This is a genomic window from Streptomyces sp. NPDC048504, from assembly GCF_043200035.1.
Lineage (GTDB): Bacteria > Actinomycetota > Actinomycetes > Streptomycetales > Streptomycetaceae > Streptomyces.
Genome location: NZ_JBICXA010000017.1, coordinates 49,124 through 65,328 on the forward strand (window position 1 = coordinate 49,124; position 16,205 = coordinate 65,328).

A 16,205-nucleotide genomic window follows, 5' to 3' on the forward strand; every position below is an offset into this window, starting at 1 on the left:
CCCGACACCGCGGACGCGGTGCCCACCGTCCCCCTGTGTCCGGTGGCCACCGCGCCCGGGTCACCCCCGCCCGGCGCCGCCGTGACGCACACGGCGACCGTCACAAACGATGGCGGTGCGGGGCACATGACGGCAATGAATTCGAAACCCTTCTCATCGGCACCGGCGAGGTGCACCCGGTCACCGCGCGTCAAGGAGGCGCAGGCCCAGCGGAGTTGCCGAATGCCGCACGAACTGGCCCTCCCGGTGACTGGCGATCAGGCCTCCGTCGCGCAGCACCCCGAGCTGGTAACTGGCGCTGGGCAGCGCGATGTTGGCCGCCGTGGCCACCTCGGACGTCGTACGCCCCCCATGGCTGGCCAGATCCACCAGGACGACCGTCCGGGTACGGCCCAGCAGCCGCTCCAGGCCATCCCTGCTCGCCCGGACGATCTCCAGGGGCTGTTTGGCGACCGGGTAGACGAGCACCGGCCCGAGCGTGGGGTCCGCGAGCGCGGTGGGCCTGCGCCAGCAGAAGTACGACGGGATGAGCAGCAGGCCGCGCCCCTCCAGATGCAGCTCGCGGTCGACGGGATAGTCCACCTCAAGCACCGGAGCGTGCCAACGGGCGTGCGGGCGCAGCGCGTTGAGCAGCGCGGAGGTGCCGCCGTCGAGGAGCGCGCGTGACCGCAGCTCGACGTCGTTGCCGACGGCCGTCTGGATGCGGGGCCAGTACGGTTCGAGCAGCGTCTTGCAGGACAGTTCCAGGGCTCGCGCCAGCGTCCCCAAGGTCTTGGCGCCCGGTCTGTCGAGGGTGGACACCCAGGACGGCAGCGGACGCGCCTCGGCGAGTCGGGACAGCTCACGGGTCAGCCGGGCGCGGGAGGTGCTCCGCACCTGGTCGAGGCCGACGGCCAGACCGCCGCCCGTGACCGACGGCGTGAGGAAGTCGGGGATGTAGCCCACCGGAGGAATCAGCGTCTGCAAGGGCAACAGGGCCCGCCGGGCCCGCGGATCCTTCGCCAGCCCCTCGCGCACCGACCGGCGCCAGTGCCCGAACTCCAACGCCCCTTGCCGCACGTCCAACCGGCAGACACCACACACGAGTTCCCAGAGAGCGTGAGGCTGACGGGCCACCCGGATGCTCTGCAGGTCCTGCGAGGTGAAGTGGATACGGAGCATACGGCCTCTTTCCTGCGCGTCGTCCGTGCGCAGTGTCGGTGGGGGGTACGGCCGCGCGAAAACCAGCGCGTCATCAATGGGGACGACTGAGGCGTGCGCATGGTTGTCGAAGGAAAAAAGGAAGAAACGGATGGCCAAATACCGCGTCTCGGCGCGTAACCGGGTTCGACGAGCCCGGCCGCGGCCCGGTGGTGCCGTGGACGCGGCCGGGGCGACGATCAGACCTGCCCGCCCCGCTCACGGGGTGTCTTCTGCCCGGCCTCGACGGACACCGGCAGCCGGTTCTCCGCCGGCGGCAACGGGCACGTGGCCAGGTCGGTGTAGGCGCACGGCAGGTTCGTCGCACGGTTGAAGTCCAGGACGACCGTGCCGTCGGCGTCCGGCGCGGCGAGCGCGAGCGCCCGGTTCGCGGCGTACGTGGTCACCCCGGACGTTGCGTCGGTGAAGAGCAGCAGCAGTCCGCCCGGCCCCCGTCCGGGGAACGCGGTCAGGGCCAGCGGCTGCCCGTCCAGCTCGAACTCCACCCGGCCCGGCGCGTCGTACACGTGCTCCAGGCCCTCGACCGCCGCGCCCACGGTCGTAGGACGCGGTGTCTCGAAGGCCGTATAGCGCCCCCGGACCACCCAGCGGGGATCCGGCGCATAGGCGGGCGTACCGGCGAAGTCCGTGCGCAGCGGCGCGTCCGGGTGCCGGGGCCGCACGATGTCGTTGCCGCCGCGCCTGGCCACCTCGATCACGGCATCACCCCACACCGCGTTGACCCCGCCTCGCTCGGGCAGCACGCCGAAACGGTGCTCACCCCGCACCGGCGCCCCCTCCACGACGAGTTCCTCCCCTTCGTCGAGGGCTACGGCGACCCCGTCGGCGTCGGTCCACCAGGCACCCGGCGCGTCCGGGAAGCGCTGCGGCCGGTCGTCGAGCCAGTGCAGCCCGGTGATCGCCAGGAACCCGTGCGGAGCGGCGAGGCGTTCCTCCTGCCCGCGATACCACTCCAGCCAGTCCTCGGTGAAGGCCTGGAGGTCGGTCGTGGTCAGGTCAACGGTCATGGTCGTCGCTCCTTCGTCGTGCGAGGCCCGGCCTCGAAGCGGGGTCGTACCAGTGCCAACCCCGGCGACCCGGCGGGGGATTCCTGTCCCTTTGTGACAGCTTCATGTCAGGTCCGACCAGGTGCGGACCATCGCGCGCTCCTGCGCCACCCGTACCACCCGGCGGGACACCGTCCACCCGTACGTGGGACGGCATTGTTCGATTTCGAGCCGCTAGCATTTCCTTCACGTCGAGCCATGCAATTGCATGACGGGATTCAATGGGGCTTCCACCTGTGCGGTTTCGGGGCCGCGACGGAAAAGGTCGTAAAAGTGGGTTTGTCGAACGGAGAGGGTTCGCCTCTGATGCAGAACTTCACGAACGGAATGGCCGCCAACCTCATCCCGGGAACGTGGGTGAAGAGCCGCATGTCCGAAGCGAACGGCATGTGCGTCGAGCTGGCCGCGCTGCCCCGGGGCGGCGTGGCCGTACGAAACTCGACCGACCCCGGCGGACCCGCACTGATCTTCACCGCTGAGGAGATGGGCGCATTCCTGGACGGTGCGAAGAGGGGAGAGTTCGACGCCCTCGGGAGTCCCAACTAGGCCTCGGAGTGCATAAGTTCGGGCAACGCCTCCGGCCCGGGCGTGTCATCATGTGAAGGTGACTGCCCGTTGAAGGAGAAGGCGTGTCCCCGGATCCCATTCCGATCAATCGTCTGGCCCGGCATACCGCCGGGCCTGACACGACAAAGACGGCAGCCACCATCATGCTCGGTCTCGCCGTCAAGGATTTGCGCGACGAGGCCGGTCTGACGCAGAAAGAACTGGCGAAGGCCACCCACGTTTCGAACTCGACCATCAGCCGCCTGGAGAATGCCGATTCCACGCCCGAGGGGCGCACGGTCGAAGCGGTGATGGCCTATCTGAAACTCGACGGGCCGGCACGGAACAAGTTGTCGATGCTGTTCTCCCGTGCCAAGGAACCGGAATGGTTCCAGAACAGGTTCGACGACTGCACCCCCGATTACCTGCGGCGGCTCCTCGGTCTCGAATCCGTCGCCATCGGGCTCACCACGTATGACGTACGCCTGGTGTCGGGACTGCTGCAGACACCCGAATACGCGAGTTGCATCCTGCGCACGGGCCTGCACCTCACGGAGTGGGACAGCCCCGAGATGGAGTTACGGGTGGCCATGCGGCGGGAGCGGCAGGCGCGGGTGTTCGGCCAGGCCGAGCCGCCGCGCTGCGTGTTCCTCATGGACGAGTCCGTCCTGCTGCGGCGGGCCGGCTCGGACCAGGTGATGCGCGACCAGATGCTCCACCTCGCGGAGATGGCCCGACTCCCGCACATCACCATCCGGTTCGTGCTCCTCGACCGGATGATCGCGGGCAACGAGGCATCGATGGCGGGCGGCATGGCCCACCTCCAGTTCGGCCGCGGCGGCCTGCCCGACCTCGTCTACGTCGAGGGCTACCGCAAGGCCGACTACTACAACAAGCCCGCCCTGAGCGCCGAGGAGCGGGCGAAACCCTGGCCGACGAAGGAGAACGACTTCGAGCGGCACCTCCAACTCCTGCTGCGCATCCAGGGCGAGGCGTGTGCCTCACCCGTGGAGAGCCGACGCATGCTGGACGAGGCCGTCGAGCGGTATTCCTAGTCGCTGTCGCTGGGCCGGGAATGGCCCTATTGCCGGAGCGGCACTCTCCCGAGCCCGCCGTACTCCGTCCATTCGATGCTGCGTTGACGCTGCTGGAGCTCGGAGTCGGGCCGCCAGTCGGTCACATCGACGAGTCCCGGGTCCTCCACGACGAGGTTGTCGAAGATCTCGTCCACGTCCGCCTTCTCCCGGACTCTGCCCCAATTGCCCCCGGTCTGGACCCGCATGAGTTCGGTGACGTCGTCGCGGACCTTGGGATCGTCGCTCACGAGCTGGCACACGACGACGAAACTGCCCGGGACGAGCTTGTCAACGACCCGCTGGACAAAGGCCTTTGGCCCGGCGCTGTCCGGCAGGCAGTGCAGTACGGAGATGAACAGGGCGGCCGTCGGCTCGGCGAAGTCGATGAGCCGGGTGAAGTCCGGGTGACCGAAGATGGTGTCGGTGTCCGTCATGTTGACCGACAGGATCGCTGTGTTGTCGTTCTCGTCGAGCAGGGACTGGCCCAGCGAGAGGACGACGGGATCGTTGTCGATATAGACGACGTGGGATTCGGGGTCGACCTCCTGGGCGATCTGGTGCACGTTGCGCTGCGTGGGAAGGCCCGAGCCGAAATCGACGAACTGCCTTATTCCGTGCTCCTCGGCCAGCACTCTGACCACGCGCTGAAGGAACCACCGGTTGTTCAGCGCGATCTCCCGCGAGGTGGGTGCCACCTCCAGCAACAACTCACACGCGTTCCGGTCTGCTTCGAAGTTGTTGCTGCCACCCAGCAGCCAGTCGTACATCCGCGCCGCGCTGGGCAACGACAGATCGACATGATGGTGCTCCACCAACGGCCCGTCCCCTCGCCGAATCCGCCCCATCCGAAGTGGAGTTGCCCATCATAGGAGGGCGGCACGCGGCCGCACCACCGCTGGTTCGGGTGAACCGTGGCGCAGCTTGGCGAAAGGCGGCGGATCAGAGCGTCCGCAAGGAGACCGCGTACGCCGGGAGGGGGCAGAGGGGCGCTGGCGGGGGTCAGAGGTGCCTCAAGGGCGCCTCCGCACCGATGAGTTGGGGGAAGGCCCGTCGCGCGGCGGCGAGACCCGCTTCGACCGCGGACGGCTCGACCCCCATCAACTCGGCCGCCTCGGCGAGAGGGAATCCCAGCCGGCGGCACAACACCACGCTGTCCGCGCACGCGTTGGGGAGCCGCTGGTACAGCACGGCCAGGACCGGGTCCTGCGATGCGGCACGCTCGTGCCGCCGCTCGACCTGACGGCGGAGTTCCTCCCACACCTCGGCCGCGGGGCAGGGCCGGCTCATCAGCCACTCCCAGCGTTCGTGGGCGTACACCAGCGTGGCTTCCACGACAGCCGTGGAACGTGCGACGGCGGACAGCCGAGCCCTGGCGTAGAGCGTGTAGCGCGGGCGGTTCCGTTCGGCGAAGGCCGCGAACCCGAGGTCCGCGATCACCGGATCAACCGCCGATGACGGGGAGCCGCCGGTGGGGGAGTGATGCGTGCGCAATGCCGCGAGTTCGGGTGCGACAAGGGAAGGGGCCACGCGCTGGGCGGGAGCGCGAGGCCATAAGACCTGGCATGCTTGCCCCAGTCACCCTGCATTGAGACTGCCACCGTGAACGTGCCCGGAGGGCAGTCAATTGTCTCGCCCATTTGTTGTTTCCTTGTCGGTCTGCTTCGTCCCGGGAATGTGATTGAGCACTTTCCCGGGCGGGTCCCCCTGGGCCCGAAAGGAAACTACCGTGCAGAGCCGGGCAGTTGAGCTGTCCCGGCCCTCCATGCAAAGTCATTTTGCGCACTGAACATCGCGGTCAGGGGGCGTCGGATTCCGTCGTGGGCCGATCCGATTCGGCGACCAAAGGGACGTCCTATCACCCCTTCGGTCATTCTCGATCAGCCCGGCCGGGTGCACGATGAAGGGGTCGGCCTTGACGCGGGCGATCGACTGCCGTACGACCTACGAACAGGGAGCAACGGTCATGAGTACCTTCCCCACCGCACGAGACGTCAGGACCACCCCCGAGGGCCTCCTCTGGGAGCCGAGCCCACGCTGGGTACGCGGCCGCAAGGGCGACACCACCGTCGTGGACAGCAGGCACCCCGTCCTCGTCTGGGAGCCGGCCGTACCGGTACCGACGTACGCGTTCCCCCACGACGAGGTCCGCGAGGACCTGCTCCACCCGGCGAAGAACCCGCCGACCGGCACACACACGGGATCACGCGTCTTCTACGACCTTGAGATCGCCGGCGAGTCGGTGGCGAACGCGGCCTGGACCTACCCCGCCGACGACCTGGCCGGGTACATCGCCTTCGAGTGGTTCCGGCGGGTCGGCCGAGGGCTGGACCACTGGTACGAGGAGGAGGAAGAGATCTTCATCCACCCTCGTGACCCGCACAAACGAGTCGACGCCATCCCCAGCAGCCGTCACGTCCGGGTCGAGATCGACGGCACGGTCGTCGCCGACACCCACCGCCCCGTCCTGCTCTTCGAGACCGGCCTGCCGACCCGGTACTACATCCCGCGCGAAGACGTCCGCCTGGACCTGTTCGAACCGACCGACCACAGCACCGGGTGCCCCTACAAGGGAACCGCCGCGTACTGGTCGTGGCGGGGCGAGGCCGGCGTTCCCGGTGTTCCGCCGAACATCGTCTGGAGCTATCCGGAGCCGCTGCCCGCGGTGGGCGCCGTAAAGGATCTGCTCGCCTTCTACAACGAGGCGGTCGACATCTTCGTGGACGGCGAGATCGTGGAGCGCCCTGTCACGCCGTTCACCGAGGCGCTCTCGGGGCAGTCGTCGGACTGACGGCACCGGTGAAGTCCGCCCCTGTTGTTTCCAGTTGAGGTGAAACACCGCCAACAGACCAGTCGACACCTTGTGCTCGCGTCCCTGTTGGGGTGGCCGGGACGATCATCGGCGCCGCCGTGGTCAGTGCCAGCGCCACCACCGGCGCGGCGGTCTTCCAGCACGCCTTCCGGCGGACGGGCGAGGGCATCCGCAGAAGGGTGCCGTCGGTCGCGATGGCGCTGACGCCGAGTGAGGAGAGCAGTCCAACGCGCGGACGCCCGGGCGGCGTTCGCGTTACGGGACGGCACGTCGGCCGGTGCCGCGTTACCGTCCGACGCCTCCTCCGACGACGAGTCGGTGACCACCTACACGTCCACGTCCGGTTCCTTCTGGAGGTCCATCGGCTGGAAGAAGTACGCGCTGGCGACAGGCCTGGTGTTCGCCCTGGCGATGGTCACGGTGACCGCGGGCGAACTCATCATGGGCAAGCCGATAGCGGCCGCGGTCAGGAACGAATCCGGCAACGGAACGTCGCTGGGCGGCGGTTCGGCCGGAAAGAGCGCCCCCGCTCACAGCCCGACACCCACCCCGCTCACGTCCAGCGGCGCGGGGTCGCACTCGGACGGCACCGCCTCGCCGTCCGCGAGCGCGGAGCCGGAGAACAGCTCCAGCTCCCGTACCGAACCGAGCCACAGCGCCGCCTCCAGCCCCGCGGCCTCGGCGTCGAGCGTGCCGTCCGCGAGCGGTGACGCCGTGAACAGCTCCGACGCCACCGCGAATTGAGCGCGGCCGACCCTACTGAGGCGTCTGGTTCGCCTCGGCCAGCGCCCGGTGATCGGGATGGCCGGAAAGGTCCAGCCGTCGGCCGAACCTCCGCGAGGCCAGCAGTGCGAGCAGTGCCGTGAGCGCGGCCAGTGCGGCGAGTACGGCGATCAGCCCCGCGAACCAGGGCGGCGCGGCGGTGATCCGCAACGCCTGGGAGAGGCGTGAGGAGTGGAACCGCCCGTCGAACAACTGGAGGGCGGCCAGCGCGGCCGGCACCACCACGGACACGGCCAGCACGAACAGGCCGCCCTGGAGGACCAGCGCCGGTGCCAGCAGGACGCACAGGACCGAGACACCGAGCGCGAACCCGTAGGCGGTGCCGGATGCTCCGTCCCGGTGCAGCGGGAAGTACGACAGCCCGCACAGGATGAGCGTCGCCGCCGCGATCAGCCTCGGCCAGACCGGGGGAGTTGTGCGGCGGGTCGTCGTACGCGGACGTCGTGCGCGGCGCTGACGAGCGGCCGGGCGGTCACCCGCGGGTTCCGGCTCGTGAGTGTCCGCCGGTGTCCGTCCGGGCGCCTTGTACAGCGGAGCCGTAGACCTCTCTGTCACCGGTCCCGGGGCCCGGGCGGACGCGTCCTGTTCGTCGGCCAGGCGGCCGATCAGCTGGACGAGTTCCTCGACGGGCCGGCCGGCCGCGGCCCGTACCACCTCCTCGCCGCAGTGCGGCTCCACCTGAGCCCGCTGCAGCAGGGCCATCAGCCGGGTGACGTCCTCCACGGGCCGGTTCTCGGCGGCGGCGCGGATCGCCTCGTCGGCGGACTCGGGATCGCGCGGTGGCTGGGTCAGCAGGGCCACGAGTCGTGTGACGTCCTCAACGGACCGGTCGACACCGACCGCACGAAGGGCGTCGACAGTGGCCTGCGCGTACTTCGGTGACTGCTCCAGCAAGGTGATGAGCTGGAGGACCTCGTCGAGCGGCCGGTCGGCGACGGCGGCATGCACCAGGCGGTGCATCGGATCGACGTTCTCGCCCTCGGGGCCGGTCCGGGCGGAACCCTCTTGCGTCGGACGCGACGTCGGCGGCGTTCCGTCGGCCGGCCCTCCGTCGGAGGGCGTGAGCGCGTGGGCCGCAGTGCCGTGAGGTATGTCGGGTTGGTCCGGGCTGGGCGAGAAAGAGCGGATGGTCATGCTCGGCTCCATGAAGAGGGTGATGCTGCTATCGCCCCCCGAAGCGCGATGAACAAGCTGATCCCGTCCATTACTAGGCGGCCGCCCGCCACCACGCCACGCGAGTACGCCACCCGTGTGATCCCGGCCGGCGGCCCGGAGGCCTCCCGGGGCCCGCGCGCTCATCCGTTCGGTGGCTGTCTGCTCGCACCGCGCACGGCTCGCAGATCAGATGGGATCAGCGCGTTCCGGGGGCCGCGTGAGAAGCGCCGGACGGCGGGTACCTGGGAAATCGTCGGACAACGGGTCGGGTACGGCCGAGCCGGACCGCACCCGCGAGGAAAGGAAGAGGAAAGGAAGGTGAGCGCCGTGCCGCGAGGTTCCAGCGCGAAGCGCGAGCGTCAGTACGAGCACATCAGGGAAGGCGCCGAGAAACGAGGTGTCTCCGAGAGCCGGGCGAAGGAGATCGCAGCGCGCACCGTGAACAAGGAGCGTGCCCGCGCCGGTGAGTCCGCGACCGCGAGCAGGACGTCCACCCGGGACCCGAAGTCCGCCCCGCAGCGCGGTGGTGAGCGCTCCCACAGCGGGGCGCAGGGACCGACGAAGGACCAGCTCTACGCGGAGGCCAAGAAGCGCGGTGTCGACGGCCGTTCGTCGATGAACAAGCAGCAACTGGCGAAGGCACTCGGCTACTGAATCCGGCCGACCGTCGCCCTGCTCAATGACCCCAAGGAGAGTGACCCCGATGGCCACCGTGTCCCTCACCGGAGCGTCCAAGGAGGACGCAGCCACCGTCTTCGGCGTCCTGCGGACGGCGTTCCCCACCGACCGGCCCGACGACGACATGCCCCAGGAACAGCCGGGCGACCGCGCCGCCGTATGGACCGCCGAGTTCGAGCCGACGCAGGAATGGATCCCGACCGACCCCATCCCTCTGGAGGGCTCGGTCTCCGCCACGCTCCAGGGCGGCTACGTCGCCGTCGGCCAGCTGCGTGAGGCGCTGAGCGTCGCGTTCGCCGTGGACGAGCGGGGCACGGCGTCCGGAGACCAGGAACAGGAGGTCGATCTGAGGCTCACGACGAAGCGGTGACGGGAGGGACGCCGGCACGCAACTCCCGGCACACACACGGTTCTGTCAGGGGCCGTACGCGGAACGGGCCTGATTGACGGCCTGGAGAGACGCGCCGTACTCTCCCCCTGTAGTGATGGCATAAGGAAGCTGGTGGAATTCCAGCACGGTCGCGCCACTGTGAGCCCGCCGCCGGAAGGTGGAGGGCGAGTCAGACACTGAACCTTCACTCGCCCGTACACGCAAGGGACGCACGATCCCGAAGGAGGGCTCACCTTGAGCAGCAGCATTTCCACATCCCGTCCGGTGTCCACGCCGGTTGTCCTGCCGGTCTCGAAGTCGATCGTCTGGCTGGTCGGCACCGCGCTGATCGCGCTGGCCGTCTACTACTTCGTCGGTGTCGACCAGGGCGCCGTGTCGGTGTTCGGCAACGACATGCACGTCCACGAGTTCGTCCACGACGCCCGCCACTTCCTCGGCTTCCCCTGCCACTGACCCTCCGTCGGCACCCGGACGTACGGACAACTCGACATGGAAAAGAAGCTCATACTGCGCGGCGTACTCGCCGGCGCAGTCGCGGGCCTGCTCGCCTTCGTGTTCGCGCGCATCTTCGCCGAGCCGCAGATCGCCAAGGCCATCGACTACGAGAGCGGCCGTGACGCCGCCCAGAACGCCCTGGACAAGGCGGCCGGCCTGCCCGTCGAGGCCGCCGATCCCGATCTGTTCAGCCGGACCATCCAGGCCAACGTCGGTATCGGCGTCGGCATGATCTTCTTCGGCATGGCGATGGGTGCCCTGTTCGCCGTGGCCTACGCCGTCTGCCTGGGCCGCACCGGCGGGCTGCGGGCACGCAACCTGGCGCTCCTCGTCGCCGGCGGCGGATTCCTCGGCATGTACCTGGTGCCGTTCCTGAAGTACCCGGCCAACCCGCCCGCGATCGGTCACGAAGAGACCATCCAGCAGCGCAGCGCCCTGTACCTGATCATGGTCGTGTGCTCCGTCGCCTTTCTCGCGGGAGCCGTCTACCTCGGCAAGCACCTCCAGGCGCGCTTCGGCAACTGGAACGCGACCCTCCTCGCCGGCGCCGCGTTCGTCGTCGCGATCGGGATCGTCATGCTGCTCCTGCCGCAGCTGGGCCATCTCTCGTACAACAAGGCCAACTTCGGCAACCAGGCCACCGAGACACCACTGCCGCTGAAGGACGACAAGGGCAATATCGTCTACCCGGGCTTCCCCGCCGACGTGCTGTTCAACTTCCGCTTCTACTCGGTCGCGGCGCAGCTCGTCCTCTGGACGGCCCTCGGCCTGATCTTCGCCCCCCTCGCCGAACGCCTCCTCAACCCCGCGCACCCGGACGCCAGTACGCCGTCGCAGGAGCCGGACCCCGTCCCGGCGTAACGGCTTCTTCCACCACTTCTACTTCTACTTCTACTTCTACGGCGAGCGCGGTGATCGATGCGATCACCGCGCTCGGTCGTTTCTCAGGGCTTGCGGGCGACTCCGACGTACAACGGGATCTGGTCGGTGTAGCCGGGTTGTTCTCCGGGCTCGGGGTACCAGTGCGCGGCGAGTTCAATGCCGGGGGCGACCAGCTCAAGTCCCTTGAAGAAGCTGGTGAATTCGGCGCGTGACCGTACTTGGGCGGGTGTGCCGCCCTTGCGGTAGACCTCGACGACGCGCTCCCAGGTCTCCGGGTCGAAGTCTCCCGTCGCGTGGGACAGGGCCAAGTAGCTTCCGGACGTCAGGGAGTTGAGCAGTTCACCCACGATGCGATGGGGATCGTCCTCGTCCGCCACCAGGTGCAGGAGGGCCATCAGGGACAGGGCGACCGGTTGCTCGAAGTCCAGCCGCTCCTTCGCCGCCGCGAGGATCTTTCCCGGCTCGCGCACGTCGGCCTGGATGTAGGCGGTGCTGCCCTCCGGCGTGCTGTGAAGAAGGGCCTCGGCGTGCCTGAGGACTATCGGGTCGTTGTCCGCGTAGACCACGCGAGCACGGGGGTTGATCGCCTGGACCACCTGGTGAAGGTTCGGGCGGGTGGGTATTCCGGTGCCGATGTCCAGGAACTGGCTGACTCCCCGCTCCGCCAGCAGCCGCGAGGCCCGGTGCATGAAGTCGCGGTTGACCCGCGCCATCTGCTTGACGTGGGGGAACAAGGAGATGACCTTTTCGGCGGCTGCCCAGTCGACGGGGTAGTTGTCCTTGCCGCCCAGGAAGTAGTCGTAGATGCGGGCCGACTGGGGTTTGCTGGTGTCCACGTCGTCCGCGCTGAATCCCGCATCCGTCACTTCGGTTCTCCTGGTGCCCAACGGCCGTTGTCGCGAGGTGAGTTCAGGTCCGCGAGTGTAACGGGCAGAGCTGTTCATGCTTGGTGCGGGACTACGGCCACCGGGCACGCCGTGTGTTCCAGTACGGCGTGCAGGGTGGGCCCGAGGGTCCGGCCCGCGCGGCCGATCACCAGCAGTTCCGCCGAGGCGGTGGCCGACGCCTGGACCAGGGCGGCCGCCGGGCTCTGGAGGCGGAGATCCTCGTAGACATCCACGTGCGGATACTTCTCCCGCCATGGCCGCAAGGCGTCCGAGAAGCGTTGCGTCTCCTGGTCCTCCCAGCGCCCGCGGTCCTTCTCGGGCGGCGCGTACGGCATCCAGTGTTCGGCGGGCGAGGGAAGCCGCCAGGCGTGTACGACGTGCAGGCCGGTGCCGCGACGGCAGGCGGCGTCGAAGGCGAAGTCGACGACGGCGCCGGGCAGTTGGCCGCCATCGACGCCCAGGGTCACGCCGTACGGTGACCGCCCTCGGCGACTGCGGGCGAACCCGCTCGGCACCAGTACCACCGGCCCATCGGAGCGCTCGGCGACCCCGTGGGCCACGGAACCGAGGGCAAGGCCCGCGAAACCGCCCGTACCGCGCAGCCCGAGGACCGTGGAGTCGGCCTCGGCGGTCAGGGGGAGCAGCGCCGGCACGGCCTCTCCGGTGAACGCGACCACGTCGGCCCGGAGTTCGGGGTGGTCCTTCGTGAGGGAGGTGACGAGGGCGTCGGGAGAGGGCTCGCGGAAGTAGGGCCAGGTGGTGAGGAGTTGGCCGTCCGGGAGTGTCGAGACGTGTACGACCCGCAGGGGGAGTCCGCGCAACTCGGCTTCCTCTGCTGCCCAGTCGGCCGCGATGCGGCTGTCCGCGGAACCGTCGACACCGACAACGATCAGTTGGGGCATGGCCGTTGGACCTCCGTGCGAGCGAGTCGGGGCCTCCACGATCCGCCGCGCGGAGCGTGCCGCACAGGGGTTGGACGGAACCGGAGGAAAGTCCGCGGTGCAGGCGCTGGGCCATGGGGCCGCCGGGCTTCGCGCGGCTCGGCGCGGCACCGCACCCCGTGGCGGGAGCCGACGGGCGATCTTGATACGTTGTGCGGGCCAGTCGTGCCACAACCGAGGCCAGGGAATCCGGTGGGAATCCGGAACTGACGCGCAGCGGTTAGGGGGACGGGCGGGGCAATAGACGCCACTGGGGCGACGCGGGCCGGCCGAAGGAGCCGGTGTGCGACGCGCCGGGAAGGCGCCCCGTCCGGACGAACCCGAGTCCGAAGACCTGCTGGCGCCTTCTCGCCCTCGGCGAGGGGGAGTTCGTAGGCCAGGCTCCGCGTTCGAGCCCCGACAGGCAAGGCATGCCCGTGATCCGTACCGCCCCCGTCCCGCTCCGCCGCCGTACTGCGGCCCTCCTCGTCGCACCCGCCCTGCTGCTCACCGCGTGCGGTGGATCCGACGGCGACAGTGCCGACGGCGAGACGGAGAAGTCGGCCGCGGGCTTCCCGCTCACCCTCACCGACTGCGGGCACAAGATCACGTTGAAGTCGGCCCCCGAGCGGGTCGTCTCCCTGAACCAGGGCACCACCGAGATCCTGCTCTCCCTCGGCCTCGCCGGCCGCATCGCCGGCACCGCCACCTGGACCGACCCGGTGCTGAAGGGCCTGGAGAAGGCGAACGCGGCCGTGCCGCGCCTCGCCGACAACGCGCCCTCCTTCGAGAAGGTCCTCGACGCCGAACCCGACTTCGTCACCGCGTCCTTCGTCTCGACGCTCGGCAAGGGCGGGGTCGCGACCCGCGAACAGTTCGAGAAGCTGGGCGTGCCGACGTACGTCTCGCCGTCCGACTGCGCGGGCAAGGACAACGACAGCGGCGGCGACGGTTCGCGCAGCACACCGCTCACCCTCGACAGCGTCTACGGCGAGATACGCGACCTGTCCCGTGCGATGGGCGTGAAGGCGCGCGGCGACCAGCTCGTGGCTCAGCTGAGGGCACGGGTGACCAAGGCCACCACCGGCCTCGACGCCTCGGACACCTCTCTCATGTACTGGTTCGCGAACTCCCAGTCGCCTTACCTGGCCGGCTGCTGCGGCGCCCCGGGTGCCATCACCCGCGCCGTCGGTGGAAAGAACGCCTTCTCCGACACCCACGACGAGTGGCCCCAGATCAACTGGGAGACCGTCGCCGACCGCGACCCCGACGTCATCGTCCTGGGCGATCTGACCCGCAAGTCGCAGACCGCCGAGACCGCCAAGGCGAAGATCCACTTCCTGGAGACCAACGCCGCCACCCGCAATCTCACCGCCGTCAAGAAGAAGCGGTACATCCTGCTCAGCGGACAGGCGATGAACCCCTCCATCCGCACCGTCGAAGGGACCGAACAGGTCGCCGCCGGCCTGCGCGACTTCGGACTCGCCAAGTGACCGTCCGCACCCTGTTGTTGACGGGCGGCGGGCTGGTCGCGCTGCTGGTCTCCGTGGCCTTCGCGGTGACGATCGGGCCCGCCGACATCTCCACGGCCGACGTGTGGGCGTCGGTCGCGTCCCACCTCGGCGGTGGCGAAAGCGCCCTTGCTCCGTTGCGGGACGGCATCGTCTGGAACCTGCGTATGCCCCGCACGCTGCTCGCCGCCGTCTGCGGTGCCGGGCTCGCGCTGTGCGGCGCCGTCATGCAGTCCCTGCTGCGCTATCCGCTGGCGGACCCGTTCGTGCTCGGCGTCTCGTCCGGAGCGTCCACGGGGGCGGTCGCGGTGGTCGTGCTCGGGGTGGGCGGCGGGGCCGTGTCGCTGTCGGCGGGCGCCTTCGTCGGTGCGCTGCTCTCCTTCGGGCTGGTCATGCTGCTCAGTCACAGCCTCGGCGCGAGCATGGACCGGGTGGTGCTGTCCGGCGTGGCCGCCATGCAACTCTTCTCCGCGCTCACGTCGTTCACGGTGCTGACGTCGGCGGACGCCGAGACCACCAAGGGCGTGCTGTTCTGGCTGCTCGGCTCGCTCTCCGGCGCGGACTGGGGCCAAGTGCTGCTCTGCGCGGGCGCGTTGGCGCTCGTGCTGGTCGTATGCCTGGGCCATGCCACCACGCTGGACGCGTTCGCCTTCGGAGAGGAGGCGGCCGCAGGCCTGGGCGTGAACGTCGCCCGCGCCCGACTGATCCTGCTTTGCGCCACGGCGCTGCTCACCGCCGTACTGGTCAGCTGCGCCGGGGCGATCGGCTTCGTCGGCCTGGTCCTGCCGCACGTCACCCGCGCGTTGACCGGTTCCGGGCATGTACGACTGCTGCCGGTCACCGCGCTGACCGGAGCCGTCTTCCTGGTATGGGTGGACACCCTCGCCTGTACCGTCGTCGATCCCCAGGAGGTACCGGTGGGGGTGGTGACGTCACTGATCGGCGTACCCGCGTTCGTGGTCGTGCTGCACCGGGGCCGGAGGACGACATGAGCACCCCCGCTCCGGACACCGGCCTGCACGCGGACCGGGTCGCCCGCCGCACCGACGGCCAGCTCATCGTCGACGGCGTCACACTCGTCCTACGACCTGGAGAGACCGTCGGCCTCCTCGGGCCCAACGGGTCAGGAAAATCAACGCTGTTGCGTCTACTGGCCGGAGTCCTCCCCGCCTCCACCGGAGTCGTCACCCTGGACGGGCGCCCGCTCCCCGAAGTCGGGCGCCGCGAGACCGCCCGCCGTATCGCCACGGTCGAGCAACACACCCACACCCAGACCGAGTTGACCGTCCGCGAGGTCGTCGCCCTGGGCCGCATCCCGCACCGCCGCGCCTGGTCACCGGCGTCGGCCACCGACGCCCGCGCCGTCACCGAGGCCCTGGAACGTACCGGCCTCACCGACCGCGCCGCCCAGTCCTGGCACACCCTCTCCGGCGGCGAACGCCAACGCGCCCAGATCGCCCGCGCGTTGGCCCAGGAACCCCGCGAACTCCTCCTCGACGAACCGACCAACCACCTCGACATCCAGCACCAGTTGGACCTCCTCGACCTGATCGCCGACCTCCCGGTCACCACCGTGATCGCCCTGCACGACCTCAACCTCGCCGCGATGTACTGCGACCGCCTGCTCGTCCTCGGCACCGGCCGCACGGTGGCCGAGGGCACCCCGGCCGAGGTCCTCACCCCGGCCCTCATCAAGGACGTCTACGGCGTCCGCGCCGAGGTCGGCCTCGACCCCGGGCATCCTGTGATCCGCTTTCTGCGGCGGGGGAGCGGGGTGTCGTAGTGGTGGCCGGCTTCCCAACCGGCCGAGGCGCAGCCGGTTTTGG

Annotated in this window: 18 protein-coding genes and 2 riboswitches; of the genes, 11 read left to right on the forward strand and 7 right to left on the reverse strand. The window is 69.4% G+C overall.

Annotated elements, in window-relative coordinates:
• Positions 1-180 precede the first annotated feature (180 nt).
• Together ACGFY9_RS35410 and ACGFY9_RS35415 are read right to left on the reverse strand one after the other, a co-directional pair.
• Positions 181-1,161 carry an ArsR/SmtB family transcription factor gene (locus ACGFY9_RS35410; RefSeq protein ID WP_393761083.1) on the reverse strand — a complete coding sequence of 327 codons (981 nt, stop codon included), beginning with the start codon at positions 1,159-1,161 and terminating at the stop codon, positions 181-183.
• Between the two features lie 218 nt (positions 1,162-1,379).
• Positions 1,380-2,207 carry a DUF1684 domain-containing protein gene (locus ACGFY9_RS35415; RefSeq protein WP_393761085.1) on the reverse strand — a complete coding sequence of 276 codons (828 nt, stop codon included), beginning with the start codon at positions 2,205-2,207 and terminating at the stop codon, positions 1,380-1,382.
• 345 nt (positions 2,208-2,552) lie between these two features.
• On the opposite strand from ACGFY9_RS35415, the gene ACGFY9_RS35420 reads away from it, so the two are divergent.
• Positions 2,553-2,792, forward strand: coding sequence for a DUF397 domain-containing protein (locus ACGFY9_RS35420; RefSeq protein ID WP_393761087.1), 240 nt, complete (start codon positions 2,553-2,555; stop codon positions 2,790-2,792).
• A gap of 83 nt (positions 2,793-2,875) precedes the next feature.
• Entirely contained in the window at positions 2,876-3,847 is a 972-nt protein-coding gene (locus ACGFY9_RS35425) for a helix-turn-helix domain-containing protein (RefSeq protein WP_393761089.1), read from the forward strand.
• A 26-nt stretch (positions 3,848-3,873) separates the two neighbouring features.
• Here ACGFY9_RS35425 and ACGFY9_RS35430 read toward each other — a convergent pair whose 3' ends face one another.
• On the reverse strand, positions 3,874-4,713 hold the full coding sequence (locus ACGFY9_RS35430) for an SAM-dependent methyltransferase (protein ID WP_393761091.1): 840 nt from the start codon (positions 4,711-4,713) through the stop codon (positions 3,874-3,876).
• Positions 4,714-4,867: 154 nt separating this feature from the next.
• Positions 4,868-5,395 (reverse strand): hypothetical protein, encoded by a 528-nt coding sequence (locus ACGFY9_RS35435; protein WP_393761093.1) that lies wholly within the window; start codon positions 5,393-5,395, stop codon positions 4,868-4,870.
• 436 nt (positions 5,396-5,831) lie between these two features.
• On the opposite strand from ACGFY9_RS35435, the gene ACGFY9_RS35440 reads away from it, so the two are divergent.
• Positions 5,832-6,656, forward strand: coding sequence for a DUF427 domain-containing protein (locus tag ACGFY9_RS35440; RefSeq protein WP_393761095.1), 825 nt, complete (start codon positions 5,832-5,834; stop codon positions 6,654-6,656).
• 231 nt (positions 6,657-6,887) lie between these two features.
• Positions 6,888-7,421, forward strand: coding sequence for a hypothetical protein (locus ACGFY9_RS35445; protein WP_393761097.1), 534 nt, complete (start codon positions 6,888-6,890; stop codon positions 7,419-7,421).
• Between the two features lie 12 nt (positions 7,422-7,433).
• Here ACGFY9_RS35445 and ACGFY9_RS35450 read toward each other — a convergent pair whose 3' ends face one another.
• Entirely contained in the window at positions 7,434-8,594 is a 1,161-nt protein-coding gene (locus ACGFY9_RS35450; RefSeq protein ID WP_393761099.1) for a hypothetical protein, read from the reverse strand.
• A gap of 348 nt (positions 8,595-8,942) precedes the next feature.
• Here ACGFY9_RS35450 and ACGFY9_RS35455 point away from each other — a divergent pair, with 348 nt between their 5' ends.
• From ACGFY9_RS35455 to ACGFY9_RS35470, 4 genes are all read left to right on the forward strand, one after another.
• A complete protein-coding gene (locus tag ACGFY9_RS35455; protein ID WP_393761455.1) occupies positions 8,943-9,269 on the forward strand; it encodes a plasmid stabilization protein in 327 nt (108 codons plus the stop codon).
• A gap of 49 nt (positions 9,270-9,318) precedes the next feature.
• Positions 9,319-9,663: a hypothetical protein gene (locus tag ACGFY9_RS35460; protein WP_393761101.1), complete on the forward strand. Its 345-nt coding sequence runs from the start codon at positions 9,319-9,321 to the stop codon at positions 9,661-9,663.
• 124 nt (positions 9,664-9,787) lie between these two features.
• Positions 9,788-9,861: riboswitch (cobalamin riboswitch) on the forward strand.
• Between the two features lie 57 nt (positions 9,862-9,918).
• Entirely contained in the window at positions 9,919-10,137 is a 219-nt protein-coding gene (locus ACGFY9_RS35465) for a CbtB domain-containing protein (protein ID WP_393048529.1), read from the forward strand.
• Between the two features lie 36 nt (positions 10,138-10,173).
• The gene (locus ACGFY9_RS35470) at positions 10,174-11,040 is read left to right on the forward strand and encodes a CbtA family protein (protein WP_393761103.1); all 867 of its coding nucleotides are present in this window, start codon (positions 10,174-10,176) and stop codon (positions 11,038-11,040) included.
• An 83-nt stretch (positions 11,041-11,123) separates the two neighbouring features.
• On the opposite strand, the gene ACGFY9_RS35475 is transcribed toward ACGFY9_RS35470, so the two are convergent.
• Both ACGFY9_RS35475 and ACGFY9_RS35480 read right to left on the reverse strand, forming a co-directional pair.
• On the reverse strand, positions 11,124-11,927 hold the full coding sequence (locus ACGFY9_RS35475; protein ID WP_393761105.1) for an SAM-dependent methyltransferase: 804 nt from the start codon (positions 11,925-11,927) through the stop codon (positions 11,124-11,126).
• Positions 11,928-12,001: 74 nt separating this feature from the next.
• Complete coding sequence (locus ACGFY9_RS35480) at positions 12,002-12,850, reverse strand: universal stress protein (RefSeq protein ID WP_393761106.1); 849 nt, start codon at positions 12,848-12,850, stop codon at positions 12,002-12,004.
• 182 nt (positions 12,851-13,032) lie between these two features.
• Positions 13,033-13,246: riboswitch (cobalamin riboswitch) on the forward strand.
• A 53-nt stretch (positions 13,247-13,299) separates the two neighbouring features.
• On the opposite strand from ACGFY9_RS35480, the gene ACGFY9_RS35485 reads away from it, so the two are divergent.
• From ACGFY9_RS35485 to ACGFY9_RS35495, 3 genes are read left to right on the forward strand one after another with little or no spacing between them, the layout of a single operon-like run.
• Complete coding sequence (locus ACGFY9_RS35485; protein ID WP_393761108.1) at positions 13,300-14,361, forward strand: ABC transporter substrate-binding protein; 1,062 nt, start codon at positions 13,300-13,302, stop codon at positions 14,359-14,361.
• Entirely contained in the window at positions 14,358-15,371 is a 1,014-nt protein-coding gene (locus ACGFY9_RS35490) for a FecCD family ABC transporter permease (RefSeq protein ID WP_393761110.1), read from the forward strand. Before ACGFY9_RS35485 ends, ACGFY9_RS35490 begins: the two co-directional genes overlap by 4 nt.
• On the forward strand, positions 15,368-16,162 hold the full coding sequence (locus ACGFY9_RS35495) for an ABC transporter ATP-binding protein (protein WP_393761112.1): 795 nt from the start codon (positions 15,368-15,370) through the stop codon (positions 16,160-16,162). The genes ACGFY9_RS35490 and ACGFY9_RS35495 overlap by 4 nt, the downstream gene beginning before the upstream one ends.
• Positions 16,163-16,205 lie beyond the last annotated feature (43 nt).